We start from the raw sequence: 22,371 nt of genomic DNA on the forward strand, positions 1-22,371 counted from the left end.
ATTGCTCCACTCACTTGCGATCGTCGATCGTCAAAGGTTTGCTCAATGAGTTACTCTGGGGCACGGGCCCCCCTTCGGGGATGCCGCAAAACCCGATCGCAGATCGCGGCCATGTCTTCTTCTCTCCTCCAACACTGGTCTGTCGGCGAGCGCCTCAAGAAACCAAGATGTCCGCCATCCGCTCACCGATGACAACCGTCGGTGCCATCGTGTTTCCGGTTGATACTCTCGGCATTATCGAAGCATCCGCGATCGATAGCCCCTGCACTCCGTGTACTTTGAGCTTGCCGTCGACGACGGACATGTCGTCACGCCCCATCTTGCAGGTGCAGCTCTCGTGGAAATAAGTCCCGGCGGCGTTGCGCAGGAAATCGGTCATCGCCGCGGCGTCGAGCTTGCCGGGCATGATCTCGCGCTTGACGAATTCCTTCATGGCAGGCGCAGCGCCGATCTCGCGGCAAAGCTCGATGCCGCGCAACAGCGCCTTGACGTCGTCGGGATGGCTCAGGAAGGCGCCGTCGACCTTTGCTTTGTCGGCGGGATTGGCGGACGCCAGCGTCACGCGGCCCCGGCTCTTCGGCCGCACCAGGCCGGGCGCGATCGACCACGCGCCGGGAACTAGGTCGAACTGCTTGCCGGTCACCTCCGAGGCATAGGGGACCTCGATCTGGAACGGTTGCAGGTCGGGCGTGTCTAGGGCGCTGTCGCTCTTCCAGAAGAAGGTCGCTTCAGCGAGGTTATTCGCTGGCGGCAGTGGCGTATTGTATTCCCAGATGCAGCCGGCGACGAGCACGTGGTCCTGAAAGTTTCGTCCGACCCCGGGAAGCCCCACGGCGGTCTTGATACCATGCTTGCTGAGTTCCTGCGGATCGCCGATACCCGACAACATCAGGATTTTCGGCGTGTTGATGGCGCCGGCGCACAGGATCACCTGCTTGGCCGCCGCGACCGTCTGCGCAACGCCATCCCTGTTGAAATTGACCCCGATCACCTTCGAGCCGTTGAGCACCAGGCTCGTCACCTCCGCACCCGTCATCAGCGTGATGTTGGGTTTGGCGAGCACGCCATAGAGATAGTCCGACGGCAGATTTCGCCGCCGTCCGTCCTTGATGCGAAGATTGGCGATGGCAACGCCGCCGGCGCCTTCCATCATCGCCGCGTTCTGGTCCTCGAAGGCGGGAATACCAATCGAGGCCGCGGCCTTGACCATCGCAGGCGCGATCGGATTGGGATTTTGTGCCGGCGCAACCCACAGCCGCCCGCCCTTGCCGCGACGCGCCGGGTCGGCAGCTCCCTGCCAATCCTCGATGCGGCGGTAGATCTTGAGCACGTTCTGGTAATTCCAGCCGTCGTCGCCGGCTTCTGCTGCCCAGAAATCGAAATCGTTCTTGTGGCCCCGCGCCCAGACGGTAGCATTGATCGAGGAGCCGCCGCCAACCACCTTGCCCATCGGCAGGATCAGCGCCCGTCCATTCACGCTCGCGCTCGGATCGGCACTGTGGCCCCAATCGCGTTCGGATCGGATGTTGGTCGGCCACATCGCGGGGACCTGGACGTTGTCGACATTGTCGGAGCCGCCGGCCTCGATCACCAGGATTTCGGCGCTAGTCTCCGCTGCGAGCCGCCCGGCCACTACGCTGCCTCCACTGCCGCAGCCGATGACTATGAAGTCGTAGGATTTTTTCAGGGTTTTGTTGTTATAGAGCTGGTTGCCGGCGGCCTCGACGCCAGCTTGGGCCATGACTTCCGCCGCGTAGGGCGTCAATCCTACCGCCAGCGCCATCTTGATGAACGCACGACGCCCGACCCGGCCGCGATAGAGCGCGTCCTCTAGCCGATTGATCACATCACCCTTCTTCAAGTCATCAGAAGCACCGTACATTCCATTTCCTCCGGAAGTGTCTCTTTATGAGTTGAGTTCTTGGATCAGGCCATCAACCCGACGTAACCTCGCCACACTGTCGGGACACTCGGAGCGATCGCATTGAACCGGCTTGTATTCGATCGACGCTACTTGACCACGCGTCCTGTAACAGTCGAGCCAGCAATACCGCAGCCACCGGCCCAGCATCTGCACATCGCGATTGGTCAGAAAGCGGCCGAGTGCCTTGCAAATTCTAACGCCGGCGGCGTCGAAGGCATCGTGGCTTGCGCCGCGACCTCTTCTCGGCGGGCCGTTACCGGCCCGCGAAGTCCTTCTTGCCCGTGACGGCTTTTGATCAGAACGGGTACTGGCGTGGTGGGATCTGTGTCGAGATCCATTGCTGATCAGTGAAGGCCTCTATCGCCCCGGCGCCACCCCATTTGCCGACCCAACCGGAAGCCTTCATGCCACCGAAGGGACAATGCGGCTCATCATGTACCGGAGAATCGTTGACATGCACCATTCCTGCCTGAATGCGCGGCGCGAGCACCTGGCCGCGGATCGCGTCGCCCGTCACGATGGCCGCCGACAACCCATACTGGGTGTCGTTAGCAATGCGGACCGCCTCCTCCTCGCTCTCCGCGCGGATCACCAACGCCACGGGGCCGAAGATTTCCTCGCTGTAGATTGCCATGTCCGATGTGACGTCGGTGACGACGGTCGGTTGGTAGAATGGTCCCTGCTTCTTCCCGCCGATATGGACAGTCGCGCCCTGTTCGGCCGCCTGTGACACGAGTCGATCGATGCGATCGAGCTGACGATCGTTGATGATCGGCCCGATGACGCACATCTGGCTGTCGGGCTCGAGCGGTCGAAAATTGGCGACCTTGGCGACGAATTTTTTCAGGAACGCATCGTAAAGCGCGCCAGCGACGATGATCTTGTCGGCTGACATGCAGATCTGACCTTGATGCAAGAAAGCCCCGAAAAAGGCAACGTTGACCGCGTAGTCGACGTCGGCATCATCCAGCACGAGGATCGGATTCTTGCCACCCATTTCCAGAATGACGCGCTTGAGCTGAGCCGCGCAGGCCTTGGCAACTTCCCGCCCAACAGCGGTCGATCCGGTAAAGCTGATGCGCGCGATGCGTGGATCGTTGATAAGTTTGCCGCCGACTTCGGCCGCACGCTGTCGATCGCAGGTCACCACATTGATGGTCCCGGCGGGGAAGCCGGCCTCGGCGAACCAATCCGCAATCATTAGACCACCAGTCAGTGGTGAATCCTCAGAGGGTTTGATGACGGCGGTGTTGCCGAGCGCGAGCGCATAGATAAAGCCACGCAGCGACAGATACAGCGGGAAATTCCAGGGCGAGATCACGCCGACGACGCCAGCCGCCTTGCGCTGAACCGTGTTGACCTTGCCAGGGACGTTGGAAGGGAGAATCTCACCGACAGCTTGACTCGTGAGCGCGGCGGCCTCGCGCAACGCGAGCGGCACGAGGCTGCATTCGAACATCGCCTTGCCGAAGCCTGAGCCGGTCTCCCTGATCAGCGCGTCGCAGAATTCCTGCTGTCGCCGAACGAAGACATCAATGGCCCGGTAAAAACACTCGGCGCGCGCTGCAGGAAGCATTTGCGCCCACGCGGGCTGCGCCAGATGCGCGGCCGCAATGGCGCTTTCCATATCGGCGACCGTTCCATTGGGGATGCGCGCTATCGTCTGACGGGTCGTCGGGTCGTTATCTTCAAACGTCGCGCCGGTCGACGCAGACCGCCACTCCCCTCCGATGTATAGGCCTCGTTCGCGCTCCATCGTGACAGCGCGTTTATCTTTCGCAGTGCTCTGCATACTTTTTCCTCCCAGATGATTTTGGAGGAAACTAGGTCAGGGCGGCGTCTCAGACTGACATGGCCCTGTCATTCTATTGCACGGGATTCTCATTTTTTCTGATGCCAATCCGCGTGTTGCGGCGCACATAGTCGCCGGGGGTTTCTCCCGTCGCAAGTTTGAATACACGAACAAAATGGCCGACGCTCTGAAAGCCGACTTCGAAGGCGACTTCCGTGACGCTGGCTCCATTCGCGACCAGCAAGGCCCGGGCCCGCTGGACGCGCGCCTGATTGACGAATTTTGCCGGCGTGGTGCCGAATTTCGCGCGGAAATGTCGGAAGAACGTCGCCGTGCTCATGCCCGCAGCCCGCGCCAGCACTTCCGGGTCGGGACGACCTTCAGGCTTCTGCGCCAGCGAATGCGCGACGACATCGAGTGCGGTGTCGGGAACATTCGCCCGGGTTTCAATCAGCAGGCGCTTGGCCTGCGACTGCAGCAGGTAGACAACGAGCTCGCCCAGATTCGCGTCGATCAACACGTCGCGGAATTCCGAATGTTCGTTGACGTACAGATTCATCAGCCGATCGAGCTGCGCATCGATGGTGGCCTCGCCGCGATAAAGCGCGAACTCATTCCAGTTGAGCGCAACGTCCCGGCGCAGACCGGACCTGCGGCGAGATTCGTTGATGCGTCCGATGATGTCGTCGACCTTGTCGCGGTCGATCTCGATGCACATGCAGGACGTCGGCTGATCGATATCGGCAAACGGAAATTCGATCGCGAGATGTTTGAGCGAGGGGACGAGGATCGACTCGCCGGGCAGGAAGGGAAATGGATCGGACTGATCGACCTGCATGATCTTGTAGCCGGTGATCATGCGGCAGACGATGGGGTTGGCAAACCGGAAGCTAACGTTGGCGCGCTGATTGGTCAGATAGGTGGACGCCTCGGATACTGCACTATAATGCGCAGTTCGGTACTCCGTTAGCTTCTCGACTTCACTGCCCATGACGATATCATGCATAATAATACATTCTCGTCAAACGAGGACCGGCGAATCCCTTGAAAGGCAAAGGAATTGGCCGGTCGGCGTGATCGCGCTTGCGGGCACCGCGGCGATCGCGACGTCCTCCGTCAGGGCCGCCAAGCACCCCGGTGTCGAGGGCCCTCAAGCGCCGGCGTCGTGGCCTTGCTCGAGCGCCCTCAATTTGAAGCGCTGGATCTTGCCAGTCGCGGTCTTCGGCAGGTCGTGAACGTACTCAATGCTTCGTGGGTACTTGTAGGGCGCGAGGCGATCCTTGACAAAAGCCTTGAGCTCCGCATCGGTTGCCTGCGCGCCGTCTTTCAGCACTACGAAGGCCTTGGTCTTGGTCAACCCCTCGGCGTCGGGCACGCCGATCACAGCCGCTTCGAGCACCGCGGGATGCTGGACCAGCGTGGCCTCCACCTCGAACGGACTGACATAGATGCCGCTGACTTTGAGCATGTCGTCGCTGCGGCCGGAATAGGTGAAGGTGCCGTCCTGGTTGCGAACGTATTTGTCTCCGCTCTTGGTCCAGCCGCCCTGAAACGTCTCGCGCGTCTTGGTGCGGTTGCCCCAATACATCATCGCCGCTGAGGGCCCGCGAATATAGAGATCGCCCGGCTCGCCGTCCGGCGGTGCCCTGCCCTCGTCGTCGCGTAGTTCGATCTCGTAACCGGGCACGGGCCAGCCCGTCGTGCCGTAGCGCACGGCATCGGGGCGGTTCGAGATGAAGATGTGCAGCATCTCGGTCGAGCCGATGCCGTCGATGATGTCGACGCCAAAATGCTCTCTGAAGCGCTTGCCGATCTCCGCCGGCAGCGCCTCGCCCGCCGAGGACACCAGGCGCAACGCCACCTCGTGGCGCGACGGCAGCGCTGGTGAGGCAAGCATGCCGGCAAACCCGGTCGGCGCGCCGTAGAAGGTGGTTGGCTTCACGCCGCCAAACGCGCCGGTCAGTCGCTTGAACACTTCCTCAGGCGTTGGCCGGTCGGGCATTAACAGCACGGTCGCGCCGACTGACATCGGAAATGTCAGCGCATTGCCGAGCCCATAGGCGAAGAACAATTTGGCCGCTGAAAAGCACACGTCACGTTCGGTCAGGCCCAGCGTCGCCTTGCCGTAGAGCTCAGCGGTCCAATAGGGATTAGCGTGCGAATGCACCGTGCCCTTGGGGCGACCGGTCGACCCGGATGAATACAGCCAGAACGCGGGGTCATCGGCATGGGTGCGGGCTGGCTTGGCCATCGGCGCGTGCGTATCAAGAAATGCATCGAGCGCAACTTCGCCGAAATCGAGCGGCGCGATCGCACGCGACACGATCACCCGACGCACCTCATGATCGGCCCGCGTCAGGGCCGCCTTTAATGCCGGCAACACCTGCCCGCTGACCAGCACCGCCTGCGCTCGCGAGTGCTCCAGCATGTAGGCATAGTCGTCGGCGGTCAGAAGCGTATTCACCGCGACCGGGACGATCCCTGCGTAGATCGCGCCGAGAAAGGCGACGGGCCAGTCATTGAGGTCCTGCATCGCCAGTAGGACACGCTCCTCGCGCTTGACGCCGAGATCGCGCAGGCCCGACGCGAGGAGACGAACGCGGGTCTCGAGCTCGCCGTAGCTGAGCGAGCCGACATCATCGATAAACGCGGCCTTCGCCGCACGACCGGCGTTCTCCGAGAGCAGATGCGCCGCGAAGTTGAAAGCCTCGGGCGGCGATTGGACGTCTGCCGATGCGGGTTCTGACATTTGATCCATCGTTCCTCCCGGGGTTCCTTCTGATTTTTTTCTAATTACCGAGTACCTCGACAACCGCTTTGGACGCCTGGATCGCTGCGCGCCGGTGATAGAAGTTGAGAGCGCGCGCACCACCAAGTTCCTCCCCGCCGCCGGCGCGGCCGGGGCCGCCATGCAGCGATTGCGGCATCACATTGCCATGGCCGGTCTGAACGTCCGCCACGTCGGGGCTAACGACGTGGACACGACCGTGGCTGTCAGCCAGTTCAAGTGACAAGCGCGACAGCATCGCGGCGTCAGATCCGAAGAGGGACGCAACCAGCGAGCCCTGGCCCCGGCGCGCCAGATCCAGCGCGTGTGCCGCGTCGCGATACGGCATCAGGGTCGCTACCGGCCCGAACACCTCGATGTCATGCACCAGCGCGCTGCGATCCGGATCGGGTATCCCCAGCAAAGTCGGACCGAGGCAGCAGGCAACCGCTGGGTCGGCATCGACCAGCGCATGGCTCGCGCCGTCGTGCAGCACCTTGGCCTCCTCACGCAACCGGGCCAGCCCCTCACGCACGGAAGCATATTGCGCGCGGTTCACCAGCGCACCCATGCGCACGGTGGTATTGCGGGGATCGCCGACGGTGACCTTGCCCAAGCGAGCGCAGATGGCTTCGGCGACCGCGTCGTAGTGCTTGCAGGGAACCAGGATGCGCCGGATCGCCGTGCACTTCTGCCCGGACTTCACCGTCATCTCGCGCACGACTTCTTTCACGAGTAGGTCGAACGCGCCCTCACCGGGGGCCTCGCCCTCGGCGAGGATCGCCGAATTGACGCTGTCGGCTTCGACATTGGCACGAACGGATCGCTGTGCGATCGCCGGATGAGAGCGGATGACGCCCGCCGTTTCCGCCGAGCCGGTGAACGAAACCACGTCAAACGGCTCCAGCGCATCCAGAAGACCGGCCGAACTTCCGCAGACAATGGATAGCGCGCCCGCGGGAAGAATTCGGGCCTCGACCACGTCCCTGACCATGACCTGCGCGAGCCAAGCCGTCGAGGTGGCGGGCTTGACCACGACGGGTACGCCGGACAGCAAGGCTGGTGCCGCCTTCTCCCACAGGCCCCAGGACGGGAAGTTGAACGCGTTGATGAACAGCGCAAGTCCGCGGGTCGGCACCAGCACATGGCGGCTCTGGAATGCGGCTTCCTTTGCGAGGGCCGCAGCGTCGCCGTCGAACAGGAAGCGTCGGTCATCCAGTGTCTGCGCCAGCTTCGCGTAGGTTGAGATCGTGTAGATTGCCCCGTCGATGTCGACGGCGGAGTCGTTCTTCACCGTCCCGCTGTTGGCCAACGCGATCTCGTAATAAGCGTCGCGGCGCCCTTGCAGGAGTTTGGCAATGGCGCCGAGCATCTCGCCGCGCTGGCGATAGGTCAGGCTGCGCAGCGCGCCGCCGCCTTCCCTGCGTGAGAAGGCAAAACCTGCCTTCAGATCCAGCCCAGTCGCATCGACCCGGACCAAATCGGTGCCGCGAATCGGATCGCGCAAGGACACGCCGCCGTTCACACCGGCGATCCAGCGGCCGCCAAGATAATTTTGGAGAATGTCCGTCATTTCTTACTCGCCGTTTGGTTAGCTCAGCGAAGAGCGTGTTGCATGAAGGGCAGCATGTCGGTTCGAAGACGAGGTCAATACGTCTCGACGTGGTAGCGACCTTCGGAACGCATCGCGTCGCGCAGTTCGTGCCAGCGCTGCTCGGAGGAGCGGCAGATGTCATCGAGTGCCGCGTCGACGCCCTGCTCCATGCCCTTCAGGCCGCAGACATAGATGTGGGTTGCTGGCGAACGCAGCAGGTTAGCGACCGTCGTTTCCTCCCGCCGCATCAGGTCCTGCACATAGACCTTCTTCTCGCCGGGGACGCGGGAATAAGCGAAGTGCTTGCCAAGCAGGCTGTCGGGCACCTTCTGCAATGGACCGAAATAAGGCAGGTCCTGCGGCCGCCGCGCGCCGAAGAACAGCAGCATGCGTCCCGCTGCGTTTGGCATCGAGCGGCGCCGCCATTCCGTGAAGGCGCGGAATGGCGCCGAACCGGTTCCGGTGCAGATCATGATGATGTTGGCGGCCGGATCGTTCGGCATCAGGAAGGTGGCGCCGAACGGACCGGTAACCTCGACCTTGTCGCCCTTCTTCAGGTCGCAGACGAAATTCGAGCAGACACCCTTCGGCTCGCGCTTCACGGTCAGGGCAAGATTGCTGGTATTGGGCTTCTCGCCGTGGCGGGGGCTTGCGATCGAATAGAGCCGCACCCGGTGCGGCTTGCCCTCCGCATCGACCCCCGGCGACACGATTCCGATCGACTGTCCTTCGAGGACCGGAAAGGCCACATCGCCGAAATCGAGAATGATGTGATGAACGTCGACGTCGGATTCTTCGTGGGTCAGACGGTAATTGCCGGTGACGGTTGCAACCGCGGCCTTGTCCCTGTTGTAGAGGTTAACGGCCGGCTTTGCGGCCGTGGCAGGCGCAACCGACTTGCCACCGGCGCCCGTATGCGCGGTCTCGAGCAGCGCCAGCACCTCCGCGTCGATTGCCTCGCCATCATTGCCGGCCGCGAGTTCCTCCTGCTTCGGCAGTTCGTTCCAGGAGAGCTGATCGTCCAGCGAATAGCCTGACGTCACGATCCGCCAGTTGTCGATCGATCCGGTCGGACAGGGCTGGATGCAGTCCATACAGAAATTGCATTTCGTGGAATCGACAACGTAGTTGTTGTTGTCATGCGTGATCGCATCGACCGGGCAGGTCTCTTCGCATGTGTTGCAGCGAATGCAGATTTCCGGATCGATCAGATGCTGTTTGAAGGGCGCATTCATGGCTTCGCGCTCCGTAAGAAGCCGTCCTGCACGGGGCAGGACGGCCGCGTTGGCTCCGGTCAGGCGGCGATTTGAACGTATTCGAACTCGCCGGGCTTGTTGTCGATGCCGACCTTCGGCGCCGCAATCCACCCCGCGAACTTTCCGGGCTCGAACACCGGCTGCATCAGCGATACGACGAACGCGCCGTCGGACAGCGACGGCAGATATCCGTCGCGCACCTTCGCCCAATCGGCGTCGGACAGGATGATGCCCTTCGGCGAGACATTGACGTCGCGGAACTCGCCGATGGCGCGGTTGAAGGCGACATGCGGCAACTCGAGACGGAACTTGATGCCTTCCTTCTCGATGATCTTGTTCCAGCGTTCGACCCCGCGCGCGCAATCCTCGGTGTAGTCGTCGCGAAGGCGCATGTTGAGCGCGGTCAGCGCCGGCTCGTCGACCTTCGCGATCTGCCCGTTCACCAGTTTGAGCACCGGATACATGGCATTGGTGAGCTGGTGGTCGTCGTCGATCTTGATTTCCTGGAAGCGGCCCTTGAGACCCGCGTTGAAGAAATTCGCCGAGTTGGTCGAGATCTCCGCACCGAACAGGTCCAGCGTCAGCGAGTAGTGCAAGTTGAGCTTCTTCTGGATGGTCGGCAGGTCGATCACGCCGAGCGCCCGGATCTTGTCGGTCGCGTTGGGATCATCGATGCCGGCAGCCTTCATCGCCTCGCAGGTGCGCTGAATGGTGCGGCCGACGCCGGTTTCGCCGACGAACATGTGATGCGCTTCCTCGGTCAGCATGAAACGGCAGGTGCGCGACAGCGGATCGAAGCCGGATTGCGCCAGGCTCTCGAGCTGCATCTTGCCGTCGCGGTCGGTGAAGAAGGTGAACATGAAGAACGAGAGCCAGTCCGGCGTGGCCTCGTTGAAGGCCCCGAGCATGCGCGGGCTGTCCTCGTCGCCCGAGCGGCGGCGCAGCAATTCATCTGCTTCCTCGCGGCCGTCGCGGCCGAAATATTTCTGCAGCAGATAGACCATCGCCCAGAGATGGCGGCCTTCCTCGACGTTGACCTGGAACAGGTTGCGCATGTCGTAGAGCGAGGGCGCGGTTGCCCCGAGATGGCGCTGCTGCTCGACCGAGGCCGGCTCGGTGTCGCCTTGGATGACGATCAGGCGGCGCAGCATGGCACGGTATTCACCCGGCACTTCCTGCCACGCCAATTCGCCCTTATGCTTGCCGAAATTGACCTTGCGGCCCTCCTCCTGCGGCGCGAGCAGGACGCCCCAGCGGTATTCCGGCATCTTGACGTAGTCAAACTTGGCCCAGCCCTTGGGATCGACCGAGATCGCCGTGCGCAGGTAGACGAGCGACTCCTGGAAGCCGACCGGTCCCATGTCCTTCCACCAGTCGATATAGCCGGGATGCCAGCCTTCCAGCGCCCGCAGCACGGTGCGATCTTCAGCGAGGCCCACATTGTTCGGAATACGGGTTGAATAGTCGACGTTGACGAGGTCCATGACGCGCGTCTCCTCTTGATCAAATGAAAGCTGGTCGGCGCGTCAGACGCGCCGCATGTCGTAGGCCGGGCGCTGCCCGGTGCCGTAGCGCGCCAACGCGCCTTCCTCGCCGACAGCGTTGGGCCGCTGGAATATCCAGTTCTGCCAGGCGGTGAGACGGGCGAATATTTTCGATTCCATCGTCTCCGGACCCGCGAAGCGCAAATTGGCCTCAAGGCCAGTCAGCGAGTCCGGCGAGAAGCTGGTGCGCTCCTCCATGAACACGCGCACCTCGTCGGCCCAGTCGATGTCGTCGAGCGCAAAGGTCACGAGCCCGAGCGCCTCGGCTTCATCGGCTTCGAGCTCGCGGCCGATTTCCTTCTCCAGTGCCTTGGCCGTTTCGGGCTCGGCCAGGAAGCGCGACTGCAGCCGCGTCAGGCCGTGCGACATCGGATAGGCGCCGAAATTCGCGCGCGAGAGCTCGAGCTTGGCTGGCGGGCGATTGTCGCCCTGCATCTGGCCAAGCAGCATGTAGGACCGGTCGGCCGCGAACACGAGCTCGGCCAGCGTGCCGACGAAGCAAGAGCCGGGCTCGACCATCGCCACAAGGGTCCGCGAGGTAACGTCCACACGCTTGAGCACGCGCTTCCAGTAGTGGCGGATCTCGTGCACGAGCCAGTGGTCGCGGTGAGCCTCGAGGAAATCGTCATAAGCGTGAACGCTTGCCGGATCGCCTTCGGTCTTGAAAATGATGGTGCCGGTCTCATAGGCGTTGTTGCGCAGATGGAGAATGGCATCGTCGAGCTCACGGGCGCTTTGCAGCGGCCACGACCGCGCTCCCTGCTTCACGAGCTCGACAACCGTGGCCGGCGGCGCCGCTTCTGCGGCGCGGATCGTGATCGTCGCAATGCGCTGGGCGGTGTCGATGTCGAGCTTCACATAGCCGTAATCGACGCCGTCGGCGCGGAATTTCCGGTCGAGCGGCGACAGCTTGACGCCGTCCGAGGGACCCCGGCGGGTCGATTGTCCGGCCAGCTCGGATGCCGCCGCCGTGACGCGATCTTCCAACTTCGAGGGCGCGACGAGCTCGTCGATCAGGCGCCACTGCACCGCGCGACGGCCCTTGATACCCTCTTCGATGGTGCAGAACACGTCGGCATGGTCGCGGCGCACCATGCGCTTGTCGACCACCCGCGTGAGACCGCCAGTGCCGGGCAGCACCGCAAGCAACGGCACTTCCGGCAGCGACACTGCGGTCGAGCCGTCGTCGATCATGATGATGCGGTCGGTTGCGAGCGCCAGCTCGTAGCCGCCACCCGCGGCCGTACCATTGACCACCGTGATGAAGCGCTGTCCGGAATGCTCGCTTGCATCCTCCATCGAGTTGCGCGTCTCGTTGGTGAACTTGCAGAAATTGACCTTGTGCGGATGTTCGGAGCCGGCGAGCATCCGGATGTTCGCGCCCGCGCAGAACACACGGTTCTTGGCCGAGCGTAGCAGCACCACCTTGACGCCGGGATGCTCGAAGCGCAGCCGCATCAATGCATCAGCGAGCTCGATGTCGACGCCGAGGTCGTAGGAATTCAGCTTGAGCTGATAGCCCTCGTAGAGGCCGGCGTTCTCATCGACGTCCATCGCGAGCGTCGCGACTTCGCCGTCGATGGACAGCTTCCAGTGCCGATAGCGCGACGGATCAGTCTGGAAGTCGATGAAATCCTTACCATTGGCGAGTTTACGCTTGGCCACGGCCATCAATGGATCCTCCCTTCAACGTCATGGTCGTTAGATTTTAATGCATTATAATGCAGACGTGCGGCATTATCAAGCACTAAAGTTCATAATTCGAGATCGGTTGGCCGAGGTTCTGCCGTTAATATGCATTATAATGCATGTACGTCCAGGATTACAGACGAGTCGACAAGTTTGCGAACGGTGAGACGTCTGAACAATTTACGTTCTCATCCCTCGCCGATGAGATCGTGCGATCGCCACTCAAATCCTCGTCGTCCTGCCGGCTGCATCCCTCCCAACACCGCGCTTGTTTACCTAGTGGCACAAGCGCTAGCGGCGTCTCATGTCCGGTCTAGGTGCAGCGGACAGCATTACTTGTTCGCTGACACGCCGACCCTAAGGGCTGATGGCGTCTTGTCTGTTATTCGAAAGAAACGCGCCGCATTGTTGTAGAAAATGTCGCGCTTTTGCTCAGACGTTAGAAACTTTGCGGTTTCAATGTTTTTGATCGCGATCGGGATCGACTCCGGCCAAAGCATCTGGTCCGTGCCGTACATAATCCGCTTTGCAAATCCAGCCTCGACTAGCCGTTGCAAGTACCGATGGAATTCTGCGCGCGGGAGAAACCAATCTATTGCGGACGTATCCACATAGACCTGCGGATGTGCGTACAAGAGAGCAATCAGGTTCTCTTCAAGGGGCCAAGCCGAGTGACACAAATAGATGCGCATGCGTGGGTGACGCACCAATACTTCCTCGAACAGCAGCGGGTCTCCGTTGATCGCACGGTACCCGCGAGAGCCAAAATAAGCAGTCCCAGGGGCGTGCAGCCCTGTATGAAAGGCGACCGGAATGTCTAGTTCCTCGGCCAGTGCGTAGAGGGGCTCGAGCTTGGGATCATTCGGTGCCATGCCACCATTTTGTGCCGCGATCTCGCCAAGCACCTTGAGCTGTCCGGCGGCATGTAACCGCCGTAGCTCTGCGATGTCAGGAAGTGTGCCAGTTCGTCCAAGATGCAATCCTGGCAGGATGAGATCTGGCTCCTGTTGGCGCCAGTGTTCAACCTCATCAGCGTCTCCGCTTGTAACAGCGAGGACAACGTGATTCCGCTTCAGCTCGGCCATGGTACGTTTACGGATTTCATCAGCCGCCAAAGGCGCTTTGAACTTATGCGCGCAATCCGGATGCCCACTATACGCATCGAGGTACTTGCTCATCGGCTCAGCGGGATCTCGCGCGGGCCAATATTCAGATGGAGCGCACATTGTCTGACCGGGCGGGCCGAAGCGATCCGGTCCAAATGCATGCACATGCACATCGATAATTGGTCCGGGATCACTCTCGGCGGCCGTAGCCGGGGTGACAGCAAAAGCCGCGAGCAACAAAGTGCGATATAGGATCTTCATGTAGCCCGTCCCGATTTGCTGAGTGCTATGATTTCTCGAGCCTGCTCTGAGCTGGGTCATTTGCTCCGCCGCGTTCAGCATGCCTTCCTCCCGATTTGATTCTTGGAAGTCAAAATAGACTTCAAGCGTCTCGTGACGCTGATCCGCCCCTATCAGTCTCTTGCACGACACTCTCAATGCCGCCCGCGCCAGCGAACAAATCATCTGGCCGGTGCTCATAGATATCCAAAAGCGGCCTGATTCTTTCTTAGTAGATCGCGGCAGACCCAGATCCTTAGTGCGAGGTGGCCGACATTTGCGAAAGCAGTCTTTGCCTTACCTCGGCCGCCTCAGTGCGGAGCGGATGCTTCCGTCCGGCAGCTATTTCCTCGGCGGTATACGGTTCGAAATCCGCAGGAAGGTGCTGCGGGTCAAAGCGGCGCAGCACGAAAGTGAGAAGCGCGGCGAGGTCCTTGTCGGAGAACGCGGCGGTCGCGACGCCTGGAACTCGGACGAGGTATTCTCGCCCGCCGGGCACCGTGACAAATCGTGAGACAAAGTCCTTCATGTCGGGGGCCCCGCCGGTTGAACCTGACGCATCGGGCCTGTGGCAACCCTGACAGCCGATGGCCCAGCGATTCCAATCGACGTCCGCCGCGAACGACGGCGCGACACTCACTTTTCCGATGGCCACCACTGCCATCAGCGCCGCGAGTCCAAAAGGAAGGGATCCACCACTCACTTTGGAGCCTCACCGAGCCCAGCGACTTCGCCGCGGAGCTTCAACACATCCGCAGGCTTGAGCGTTTGCGCTGCCCTCTGCAACTGTTCAACTTCGTCAGTAGTAAAGAACTTGAACTCCTTCGGCGGAGAATCCCCAGCGAGCTCTGTCGCCATGTAGTTCAGAGCGGCAGCGAGCTCCGAGGAAGACACTCCTTCCTGTCTCGGCATGAAGCCGCCGTAAGGCACGCCACCGACAACGATCTTGCCGCTAAGTCCCGCACTCGGCACACTGACCAGGTACGTACGGCCTGCCGGCGTCGCGGCGATCTTAGCTACTCGTCCCACCAATGGTGGAAAGGCACCAGGTACACCCTTGCCGTCGGGCAAATGGCACACTGCGCAGCGCCTGAAGGCCGCTGCGCCGTCGTCGGCAAGAGCGGCGCCACCAGCCGCGGCCGCAATGGTGAAAGCGATAACAAAAGCCCGTGCCTGCATCATGTAGCTAACCCGATGATTACGGCGGTCGAGCAAACATAGACGCTAGAGGAACTGCCCACGCACCAGTTGGTATCGTTGTTGGATTGGGGTCGCACCACCGGACGGTCGCGGTCATTGCGGTTGCACATGCAGCGCCCGCAGCTCGAGATGCCGCAGCAGTCGTTGTAGGAGATGATGTAGTGCCGATTGTCCACCGGGTTTTGGCACGTGCCGATCCAGGTGAGCACCGCCATATCCGAGCCCGGAGGACACTGACTCGGGCTTCCACCGCAGCAGGAGCACAGGAAGCCGTCGATCGCACAGTACCGCCAGTAATCACAGGCATTTCGGTCGCCAGGATCTTGCGGATTCCCGGACGTCTCGGGAGGAACACCGCTGCCGCCGCCGGCGATTGTTGCGTTCCCACGCGCAACCGGCAACAGCGGAAGTGCCGCCGCTCCCAACATCAGCCCGCCAAGAGCGCGCAAAGCGCTGCGGCGCGAGCCGGTCTGCGCGAGGCGACGGGTGAAGCGCTCCAAGCCCTTGTCCAAGTCGAACATCAAGATCTCCCTCCCCCTCAAGCAGACGCGTGCTGGCGTTGATCGAGAAACTCCTGGATGGACGCAACTTTGCGCTCCTTGGCCTCGAAAAGGCTGTCCAAATGCTCGCGGGTATTGATTAGCCCACTGGCGCGAACAGTCCCGGCGTCGTCGATCAGGGTACCAAATGGAAGCTTTGAGACTCCAAAGCTGCGTCCAACCATTTCCGAGACGATGTATGGGTAGTCATACAACCCTTGGGCGCGGACAAACTTTTCATGAGCCTCACCCGGACCGTCGGAAACCAGTATCACGTCGAGCCAACTGGTCTCGCTCTTGGCCGCTGCCTTCAGGGCGGGCAGCAGCGCTTTGCACACCGGGCAGTCCGGCGAGATGAAGAACAGAAGTTGGCTCCGTCCCGTTCGCTTGCCGCCAATCGTCACCAGTTGGCCGGCGATTGTCTGCACGCTCAATTCGGGCGCGGCCTCGCCGGAGGTTACTCCGGATTTGATGGAAAGGGCACCAGCAGGAGCGATACGCTCGTGGAGGATGCCCACCTGTCTGGCCAGAGCGAGGCAGAGCGCGCCCAGCATCCCAATGGCGATCCAGCTCAGAAACTGGGAAGCGACGAGAAGACTCATCGACGGCTCCTTGCGAACAGCAGAGGACTCGCGCCGACTTCGTCGGCTGCGAAATAGAGGACGACGAATGCGAGAGCGGCAGGTACAGCAAAGACAATTGCGAACGTATCCGCTGTTGGCTCGAAAGGAGCAGCCACGACAGCCGCAAGGCAAAGCGCAAAGTTGCGCGAGAGCGCATAGATCGGCGCAGGGCTGCGCGGACCGAAGCTGCAGCCGCAGTCTTTGATCTCGCCGCGGCGATGTGCCCTGAAGAGAGCCAGACCGTACACCGCCCACAACACAGCCAGCAACAAGGCTCCGGCCTTCGGGGCTGCGCTCGCGAGGAGAAGGAGCGCGCCGATGACTTCGACGGCGAAGGCTGCGACCCAAGCGACATCGGCGCAGAGGCCATCGAGGCCGATCAGCGCACGGGCCGCGCGGCGCGTTCGCTCACCATTGACCATCTTGTGCAGAGCAGCCGTCAGGGCAACGAGGCCTAGCGCCAGCCTAAGGGCGTGCAGCAGGACGGAAGGGGCGACATCCATTTCAGCGCGCTCCAGCCATGATGACGGGGGTGTTGACGATGTTGGCCCCGAGCGAGCGAAGATGCCTGCCTGTGACGGCGTCGTAGACATCGATCCCGCCGGTCGCCGCGGTCGCGGCCAGCAGGGGCGATTCCCCATGAGTGGCCGAGATTGAAATGGATTGCACACGCAAGGGATAATCGGCTAGGCGCGCATGAGTCTTGCTGTCGATGACCAACACGCGGGTTCCTCCGTCTTTGTGATTGCCTTCGTGCGAGTCCTTGCGCATCAACAGATAGAGACGACCGTGATCGTCGGCGGCAATGATTTGCCAGCCGGATGGCTTCCAGCCTTCCTTACTATCGGCGTCGTTGAGCACCGAGAACGCGGGCTCGACTTTTACTTCGTCTCCCGACGCGATAATCGGGCGGATCTCGCCCTGGAAGGTCGCAAAGTACCAAGTACCGGCTACCCGCGCGGGAATCATGAACATCGGATCGCGATCGATGTCGTTGAACGAGGCCACATCCTGGCGACGAGCGATGCCCGCCTTCTCGTCTAGGGTGAATGCGCTCAGTCCACCGTCGGCACACAGGGTGAAGAAGCCGCCCTCGCCCATTGGATAGACCAATGAGCAACCAGGCACGCCAATCTCGTTCAGCACCTTGCGCCCGACCATGTCGACAACGGTGACCGAAGCAGCGGGTGTAAAATTAAACACCAAAGCTCGCCGCTCGTCCCCGGTAAGCTGAAAGGCGTTGGGTTGGAGCATTACCTGGTAGCGCTTGCCCCCGGGCAACACGATCTCCCCAGTCTGACGCAGCGTCTCGGGGTCGTATATAGCAATCGCGTCGGTACGGTCGCCACGCGTAAGTCGAGAGTAGAATGTCTCAGCAACGTAAATTTCGTTGCGCGATTTGGACATGGCCATCTCGGCCCACTGCGCGGCACGAATCTGTCCTCTAAGATTACGAGTGTCCGAGGCAAGATCGACAATGGCGATTCGTCCGTCGATGATTGATGGAGCATTGAAGTCAGACACAAACAGCCAGGTCTGTGGATAGAGCTTTGGCAAGACCGCGCTGGCCGGCGTCGGCTCAAGCGGCAGAGGCTCGGGAAAGGTCGATCCGGCCGGGTCTGCCGCCATGACGACCGTCCCCGGTCCGACCACGGTGGACCACGCTAAAGCGAGGGCGAGGCCAAGTGCGCTCCTACCAGTCAAAAAGCCCATGGAAACCTCGTTCTTGTCAGTGCTCTATGCCAAGCAAATGTTGCCGTCGAGCGCACTTGGCTCAAGCGCTCTCACCGCGCACTTCACAACCACCCAGGAGTTCGCACTAAGCGCCAAGCTGCCGAAGAATGTCGTGCATATCGTAGTGCGCTCTCTTCTCGATAATCTTGTCGTCGGCGATCCGAAGCAGCATCAGCAGCGACATTCTCAGAGCCTGCCTCTTTGGCGCAATGCCGTAGAACTCGCCGGTTTGCTTGCCTTCGAAGATCAGGTAGGCGGCTACTCGATCGCCTTCCGCAACCATGGTGACGAGAGGCATCTTGAAGCCTTCAAAGGCATCAAAGTGCTTCTTTTCGGCATCGATGAAAGCTTGCACGCCCACAAGAGGCCTATCGACCTGCGGATAGAAGACGAAGTCCTTGTGACACAACTTGCGAACTTCATCGAAGTCTTGCTTCTGAATCGCATCGTAAAAGCGTTTTACGAGCGTCTTATTGGCTTCTATCGACATGACTTTCCTCCAACACGCCTTGTGATCCCCAATAACCAGCACCCGCCAGCGAGACGGACAGAACACAAAACGGCAAGGGCGCACAAACAGCACATCGACTTTGATCGGCGCGGCTATCAATTCTTAGCCCCGCCAAGTTGCAATTCGCGCTAGAGCGCGAGCGACGCGCCATCCTCGGGCACGAGAACGCGCTGGCTCATCCCCTTGGCGTCGAGAAAGGCCCGCAGCTCGGCCCGCGACAGAGCAACGTGATTGACGGCCTCCATATGGCTCGCGATGATGGTCGCGCGCGGAGCTGCCTGACAGACTTCGTAAACGTCTGCCGAGCCCATGATGATAGAGCCGAGCCCGATGACCTGGGCGTCGCCACAGTTCAGTACGACGACATCCGGCACATGCTTCTTCAGGCTCTGCTCGACGTACTTGTTCCAAATGGTGTCACCGGCAATGTACAGTGTCTTTTCCTTGGGGTGCCTGAACACAACACCACAGACGTCTCCCAAGATCTCCCCGATCGCTTTGTAGGCCTCGTCGGTGCCATGCTGGCCCGGAGTCTTGGTCAAGGAGATGCCCCCAAAATCCGTCTTCTCACCCAAGATCCGGACGTCGACGAAGCCTTGCGCCTTGAACTGCCCTGCATCCTTCTCGTTCTGGACAATCATGGGCATCGTCTTGGGTACGATGTCCCTAGCGGCTTCATCCCAGTGATCCGGGTGGAGGTGGGTGACAATGACCGCGTCAACATCGAGAATTCTGTCCATCGGCATGGGCAATTCGACGGTGGGATTTGCCCTGTGACTATTCAGGGTGCCTTCAAACCCTGGAAACGCTCCCTGCTTCGACAGCATGGGATCGACCAGAAATCGCTTCTCACCGTACTCGACGATTACTGTCGCGTTTCGCACTTGAGTGAATTTCACCTTGCCATCTCCTTGTCGGCCGAAAGATACTGCGCGACCGCTCGTCTAGTTGGAGCTAAATACCGCTTCGGCGACACGCCGCATTCGGTTCAGATGTCTCCGAGTTGTCCGGCACCACCTTCAGAGCTCCATCAACTCCTCGGCCTAACTCTCTGAAGATCAGGTCGGCAACTCTAGTGGTCCAGGACTTGTGGCGCATGTCTGGGAGCGCCGGAAAACTTGTCCAATCGCGATTCTAGCCTTGCTGGGGTCGACATCCTCGAATACCGTGCCGTCGTCGGGCATTGGAGTTGCGCGATGCATAGGCTGATTGACATCAACCGAATTCCGCAAGTGCGAAGAGATGGGATTTGGCGCGATGCGGTCTGCGACTCCTTCGTGCGTGTTGAGTGCCGCAGTGACGGCAGCGCTGGCCTGCATGGCCGCCTGGAATCCGGCCTGCTTGGTGGCTTGCACGTAGCCAGAGTTACGAGCTCGCCTCAGCTCGTCGAACGGACGCGAGAAACTGCAGCCCAGGCGACCGAGTCGTTTATGCTGATGAGCATTCAACTCAGAGGCCGAACGCTCATTCGCCAGGCACGATCCGAAGCACTGCTGACGCCCGGCTGCGTAGGATTCTATGAGACAAGTCGGCCGTTTACATTGTCCTTGCCCAGCGACTTCGATCAAATTGTTCTGCACGTGCCGACGGACGTGTTCGAGCGAAACGCACTTGGCGCGGTAGACCGCACCGCGCAGCGAATAGATGCTTCAAATCCATATGCGCGAGCTCTCGTAGCCCTGTCCGGTCAGTTGGTTTCCGTGGCCAATTCTGCGGTGTCCCAGACCACAGGCGGTCTCGAAACAATCGCTATTGAATTGATGTCGCTTGCCGCGAGCACGCTTGGATCGGACCACGATGAAGTACCTGACCTTGCGCAAGTTGGGCCGAATGCCATCGTCTGGCGAGCACGCGATCTAATTAGTAAGCACGCCAGCAACCGGAGCCTCGATCCCGATAAATTGGCTGCTCGCACGGGAGTTTCCCTCAGGCGACTGCAAACACTTTTCCACGAACAAGGATCATCAATCTCGGAAGAGATATGGGATATGCGACTTGAGCATGCACGATCGCTGCTATCCGAGGATCGATTCAGAAATCAGAGCCTCACTGAAATTGCTTTTGAAGCCGGATTTGTCGACTTCGCTCACTTTAGCCGTCGCTTTAAGAAACGGTACGGCTTGGCACCGCGGGAATACCGATCCGGAAGTCGGTAGCTGGCCGCGAAGACGATTGATTCAGCTCTCGGATCTGCATTAGCGCAGTCCACAACTCCTGCAGACTACGATCAACGCCAAGGCGTTTCCTCGCCTATATGGGCATTAGCTGGTAGTACAATGATGCGCTTGAGCTGAGCCGCGCAGGCTTTGGCAACCTCCCACCCCATCGCCATCGATCCAGTGAAGCTGATGCGGGCGACGCGCGGATCGATCTCGCGGCAGTAGCCGCGAGATCGAGGGTCAACTAGTGTGAGTGAACGCCGTAGTAGTCATTGCCTCGAGAGAACTCTATGAAAACGCAGGCCTCATCGCCTACAGTCCAAGCATCGTGGCCCGGCGGGAGCATCATGACGTCATTCTTCGAGAACTCCTCGACGGAACCATCGTCCATCACAACGCGCAATGTACCACCAACTACGAGAGCGACATGCGGCAACTGACAACTATGCGTTCCAGCATATTCCTTCAGATCCTTTGACCACTTTGCTCCAGCGTCAAACGTGACCCGCGTAACCGACACGCCATTGAGCTCAACGGTTTCCTTCTTGACTAGCCCGTGGACGTCGACCTTTGCCACATCTAGATTTCCCTTCTGCATTTTGGAATCGTAACACATAGACACTCCTCTGATTGCTCAAGTTACTGACATTACCTAAAGACGCGCTTCTGACAGCCGCGCGGTCCAAACTAGTATTATCAAGCAGGCGGCTGTTCTGCTTTGGTGGTCGCGCTTAGCGATTTGGCCGTCCAATGGCTGGAAAACTCAACCCCGCTGCCACGGAAGAGCTGAGTGAGAGGACAACGCCGCTCCACCTCATCCGCAAACTCTTGGAAGTCCCCTCCGGTTAAGTTCGTTTCAATTGCGATCGTTAGATTGACATCACGGAAATTCGATATGCCCTTGGCACCGTGCACCAGCACAGCATTGTCGAGATGCGCCTTCAATCCGATCTCCCATTTTCCAAGCTTGATCGCTCGGTCCTGACTGGCGATGATCTGAGACGTCACCTGCGTGCATGAGATCAAGGCGCCGAGCACGTAGTCGAGGGGACTAGGCGCAGAATCCGTGCCGCCGAAAGCGCGATGTCCTTCGGCCACAAACGTCAATGGACTTCCATTGATCGTAATGTCCTGCTGTACACCTTGACCGGTTCCCGTCAGCGCAAATGGAATAACAGTACTTGCCGTCATATTGCAGCTCCTCTAGTCGTCGCGTTGGATTTGAAGATATCGCTTTGTTTATTGGCATGCAGGCCGACCGCAAGGCAGGAGCCGAGCGCGGCGAGCGAGGTCTCCGACGGAGACGGCGCAGTGTCGTCGCCGAGCAGGCCCGGCGGCTCGTCGACGATGTAGGGCGCGAGGTTGCGGATGTAGTGGGCGGAATTTGCCCTCGGCCACCGTCTTGCACTTCAAGATCTTGATGACCTTCGGCTTGTCGTTGCCGTTGGCAATGAGCTGTCCCAGCCCACCCTTGTCGATGGGCGCGAGGCAGCCCGTCAGCAGCGTCTCTTGAGCGACAGCAGTCATCAGTTTTCTCGCCGGCAGCCGAGGAAATCGGCAGGATACAGAACGTTCTGTTTTCTGCATGAAGCGTGCCAGTCCCGGGCCAAATCAAAAGGCGAAGCGCCGCAGGCGCTTAGCTTCCCGTGCCTGC

General features: G+C 60.5%; 20 protein-coding genes and 1 pseudogene. 1 reads left to right on the forward strand and 20 read right to left on the reverse strand.

From position 1 onward, the window contains the following. Positions 1–154: 154 nt before the first annotated feature. The 17 genes from JQ617_RS23910 to JQ617_RS23990 all read right to left on the reverse strand — a co-directional run bounded on the left by JQ617_RS23910 (position 155) and on the right by JQ617_RS23990 (position 19,457). A complete protein-coding gene (locus JQ617_RS23910) occupies positions 155–1,882 on the reverse strand; it encodes a GMC family oxidoreductase (protein WP_212028422.1) in 1,728 nt (575 codons plus the stop codon). A 337-nt stretch (positions 1,883–2,219) separates the two neighbouring features. Further along, complete coding sequence (locus tag JQ617_RS23915) at positions 2,220–3,716, reverse strand: aldehyde dehydrogenase family protein (protein WP_212028423.1); 1,497 nt, start codon at positions 3,714–3,716, stop codon at positions 2,220–2,222. Positions 3,717–3,789: 73 nt separating this feature from the next. Further along, positions 3,790–4,722: a helix-turn-helix domain-containing protein gene (locus JQ617_RS23920; RefSeq protein WP_249157430.1), complete on the reverse strand. Its 933-nt coding sequence runs from the start codon at positions 4,720–4,722 to the stop codon at positions 3,790–3,792. Between the two features lie 144 nt (positions 4,723–4,866). After that, positions 4,867–6,474: a benzoate-CoA ligase family protein gene (locus JQ617_RS23925; protein ID WP_212028705.1), complete on the reverse strand. Its 1,608-nt coding sequence runs from the start codon at positions 6,472–6,474 to the stop codon at positions 4,867–4,869. A gap of 31 nt (positions 6,475–6,505) precedes the next feature. After that, positions 6,506–8,056 (reverse strand): 3,4-dehydroadipyl-CoA semialdehyde dehydrogenase, encoded by a 1,551-nt coding sequence (locus JQ617_RS23930; RefSeq protein WP_212028424.1) that lies wholly within the window; start codon positions 8,054–8,056, stop codon positions 6,506–6,508. Between the two features lie 74 nt (positions 8,057–8,130). Continuing rightward, positions 8,131–9,312: a benzoyl-CoA 2,3-epoxidase subunit BoxA gene (boxA, locus tag JQ617_RS23935; protein WP_212028425.1), complete on the reverse strand. Its 1,182-nt coding sequence runs from the start codon at positions 9,310–9,312 to the stop codon at positions 8,131–8,133. 59 nt (positions 9,313–9,371) lie between these two features. Then, entirely contained in the window at positions 9,372–10,817 is a 1,446-nt protein-coding gene (boxB, locus tag JQ617_RS23940) for a benzoyl-CoA 2,3-epoxidase subunit BoxB (RefSeq protein WP_212028426.1), read from the reverse strand. Between the two features lie 42 nt (positions 10,818–10,859). Beyond that, positions 10,860–12,548, reverse strand: a complete 1,689-nt coding sequence (boxC, locus tag JQ617_RS23945; protein ID WP_212028427.1) for a 2,3-epoxybenzoyl-CoA dihydrolase — start codon at positions 12,546–12,548, stop codon at positions 10,860–10,862. Positions 12,549–12,898: 350 nt separating this feature from the next. Then, positions 12,899–14,152, reverse strand: a complete 1,254-nt coding sequence (locus JQ617_RS23950) for an amidohydrolase family protein (RefSeq protein ID WP_212028428.1) — start codon at positions 14,150–14,152, stop codon at positions 12,899–12,901. Positions 14,153–14,207: 55 nt separating this feature from the next. Continuing rightward, positions 14,208–14,615 carry a c-type cytochrome gene (locus tag JQ617_RS23955; protein WP_212028429.1) on the reverse strand — a complete coding sequence of 136 codons (408 nt, stop codon included), beginning with the start codon at positions 14,613–14,615 and terminating at the stop codon, positions 14,208–14,210. A gap of 35 nt (positions 14,616–14,650) precedes the next feature. Next, on the reverse strand, positions 14,651–15,133 hold the full coding sequence (locus JQ617_RS23960; protein ID WP_212028430.1) for a c-type cytochrome: 483 nt from the start codon (positions 15,131–15,133) through the stop codon (positions 14,651–14,653). Continuing rightward, positions 15,130–15,672, reverse strand: a complete 543-nt coding sequence (locus JQ617_RS23965) for a methylamine dehydrogenase light chain (protein ID WP_212028431.1) — start codon at positions 15,670–15,672, stop codon at positions 15,130–15,132. The genes JQ617_RS23960 and JQ617_RS23965 overlap by 4 nt, the downstream gene beginning before the upstream one ends. Before the next feature lie 17 nt (positions 15,673–15,689). Continuing rightward, on the reverse strand, positions 15,690–16,292 hold the full coding sequence (locus JQ617_RS23970) for a redoxin domain-containing protein (protein WP_212028432.1): 603 nt from the start codon (positions 16,290–16,292) through the stop codon (positions 15,690–15,692). Further along, the gene (locus tag JQ617_RS23975) at positions 16,289–16,816 is read right to left on the reverse strand and encodes a MauE/DoxX family redox-associated membrane protein (protein ID WP_212028433.1); all 528 of its coding nucleotides are present in this window, start codon (positions 16,814–16,816) and stop codon (positions 16,289–16,291) included. The genes JQ617_RS23970 and JQ617_RS23975 overlap by 4 nt, the downstream gene beginning before the upstream one ends. Position 16,817: 1 nt before the next feature. Then, positions 16,818–17,942: an amine dehydrogenase large subunit gene (locus tag JQ617_RS23980; protein WP_212028434.1), complete on the reverse strand. Its 1,125-nt coding sequence runs from the start codon at positions 17,940–17,942 to the stop codon at positions 16,818–16,820. Positions 17,943–18,132: 190 nt separating this feature from the next. After that, positions 18,133–18,537, reverse strand: a complete 405-nt coding sequence (locus tag JQ617_RS23985; protein ID WP_212028435.1) for an ester cyclase — start codon at positions 18,535–18,537, stop codon at positions 18,133–18,135. A 149-nt stretch (positions 18,538–18,686) separates the two neighbouring features. Continuing rightward, a complete protein-coding gene (locus JQ617_RS23990) occupies positions 18,687–19,457 on the reverse strand; it encodes an MBL fold metallo-hydrolase (RefSeq protein ID WP_212028436.1) in 771 nt (256 codons plus the stop codon). Between the two features lie 297 nt (positions 19,458–19,754). Here JQ617_RS23990 and JQ617_RS23995 point away from each other — a divergent pair, with 297 nt between their 5' ends. Further along, the gene (locus tag JQ617_RS23995) at positions 19,755–20,714 is read left to right on the forward strand and encodes an AraC-like ligand-binding domain-containing protein (RefSeq protein WP_212028437.1); all 960 of its coding nucleotides are present in this window, start codon (positions 19,755–19,757) and stop codon (positions 20,712–20,714) included. Between the two features lie 247 nt (positions 20,715–20,961). Here the strand turns inward: JQ617_RS23995 and JQ617_RS24000 are convergent, their stop codons facing one another. From JQ617_RS24000 to JQ617_RS40015, 3 genes and pseudogenes are all read right to left on the reverse strand, one after another. Then, complete coding sequence (locus JQ617_RS24000) at positions 20,962–21,315, reverse strand: cupin domain-containing protein (RefSeq protein WP_212028438.1); 354 nt, start codon at positions 21,313–21,315, stop codon at positions 20,962–20,964. A gap of 98 nt (positions 21,316–21,413) precedes the next feature. Beyond that, on the reverse strand, positions 21,414–21,908 hold the full coding sequence (locus tag JQ617_RS24005; protein ID WP_212028439.1) for an OsmC family protein: 495 nt from the start codon (positions 21,906–21,908) through the stop codon (positions 21,414–21,416). Positions 21,909–21,958: 50 nt separating this feature from the next. Next, positions 21,959–22,244, reverse strand: a pseudogene (locus JQ617_RS40015) (OsmC family protein); the annotation flags it as partial. Between the last annotated feature and the right edge of the window lie 127 nt (positions 22,245–22,371).

It is taken from the genome of Bradyrhizobium sp. KB893862 SZCCT0404, assembly GCF_018130885.1.
Taxonomy (GTDB): domain Bacteria; phylum Pseudomonadota; class Alphaproteobacteria; order Rhizobiales; family Xanthobacteraceae; genus Bradyrhizobium; species Bradyrhizobium stylosanthis.